1 protein-coding gene is annotated in these 1,537 nt (G+C 63.6%); it reads left to right on the top strand.

Annotation, left to right across the window (positions count from 1 at the left end; all coding sequences use genetic code 11):
• The first annotated feature begins 467 nt into the window (after positions 1–467).
• Positions 468–1,484 (top strand): AAA family ATPase, encoded by a 1,017-nt coding sequence (locus C8J30_RS18225; protein ID WP_110807487.1) that lies wholly within the window; start codon positions 468–470, stop codon positions 1,482–1,484.
• The last annotated feature ends 53 nt before the right edge of the window (positions 1,485–1,537 follow it).

Consider the following 1,537-nt stretch of genomic DNA (forward strand, 5'->3'; position numbering starts at 1 on the left):
TTCGCATTGCCGGGATCGGAGCGGGGAAGGCGGTGCCCGGCATTGGACGCTGCCACCCCACAGCGAGATAAACGCCACGCAGTTCAGTTTTTCGCATTTCCTTTTTAAGTCAATACCTTAGTATTGACTCGAGCCGTCTCTTGGGCCACCATAACCTCATCAAAGCTCTCCGAATCCATCCATGAGGCCTTGCCGCACTGACCTTGAACGGTTGGTCGTGGTCTGGTCGCCCGCACGCATATCTCTGACCCCGCGAAGCTGCGCTGGCAGTTTTCGCACCGCCTCAACCAGCGCTCCGACCGATCTTCGTCGGTCGTGGTCGCATGACTGGAGCATATCATGTCCTGCCTGAAGTCCCCCGCTCGCGGGCTTGACCGCGCATATCCGCCGCCCTCGTCGTGCCCCCCTGGCAGCCGGGGCATTCGCCGTCCTTCGCGCCATTGCGCCGAGGTGTCGGAGGGAGCCCGATGACCGAAAGGATCGATATCGTCTCGCCTTTGCTTGGCGTCGCAGACGCCGCCGAAGTGATAGATGCGCTGCGCAAACGCTGGCGCGCGCGTCACGGCAACATGGCGTATTTTGCGGGAAACCGTGTCCAGACTCGCATCGAAGCCTGCGTCAAACGCAAGCTCTCCGGCGTGCCCGGCTTTCTTGCGCTGAGGCCCGAACAACGCGAGCCGCTCCGTCGGCTTGCGCGCGAAGGCGCGCGCATTCTGGGCCCGCAGACCGCGCATGAAGTCGATGAGCTGGTTGCGGCGTTGCATGCCGAAGCGCCCTGGATAGCGGCAGTTTCTGCTGCGATCCAGCAGCAGTTGTTGGCCGCTCTCTCCAATGGCCGCAAAGGGCTGCGCCTGCCCCCGATGCTGCTCGTTGGCAGCCCGGGCTGCGGCAAGAGTCATTATGCCCGTCGGCTCGCAGAGTTTGCGGGCGTACCGCTCAGGCGGATCGACGTCGGGTCGGGGTCTTCGGGCTTCCGTGTCGGCGGCGTGGAACGGGGCTGGGGCAGCGCCACGCCCAGCGTACCCGTCGAGACCCTGTTAGCGACGCGTGTGGCCAACCCGCTGATGCTCGTGGATGAAATCGACAAGTCGGGCGTTGTCTACAGCGATCGCGGCATGAGTACGTCCATCGCAACGAGCCTGCTCGAAGTGCTCGATCCCGGGACTGCGGCGCATTATGAGTGCCCGGTCCACCGGGTGCGGATCGATGTCTCCAACATCAGCTGGATCTTGACCGCGAATGACCTTCGCGGCGTCCCTGCGCCGCTGCAAGATCGGTGTCGTGTGATCCATGTGCCGGAGCCGGGACTGCCGGATCTGTTGCGGCTTTACGACCGCATGACTGCCGACATCGACGATGTGGATACCGTTGCTGACGGTCGTGCCCATCTGGCTGTCCTCGGTGCCCAGGGCCTGAGCGTGCGCAACTTGCTGGCCTGGGTCGCGGTGGTCCGCGGCTACGCTCATCGGCCCCGGCATCACTGAACTGGCGCAGTTTTTCGCACATTTGCAAAAGCAAGGAGGCCCCGTATGACGCC

The sequence above is a fragment of the Rhodobacter viridis genome (assembly GCF_003217355.1).
GTDB classification, from domain to species: Bacteria; Pseudomonadota; Alphaproteobacteria; order Rhodobacterales; family Rhodobacteraceae; genus Rhodobacter; species Rhodobacter viridis.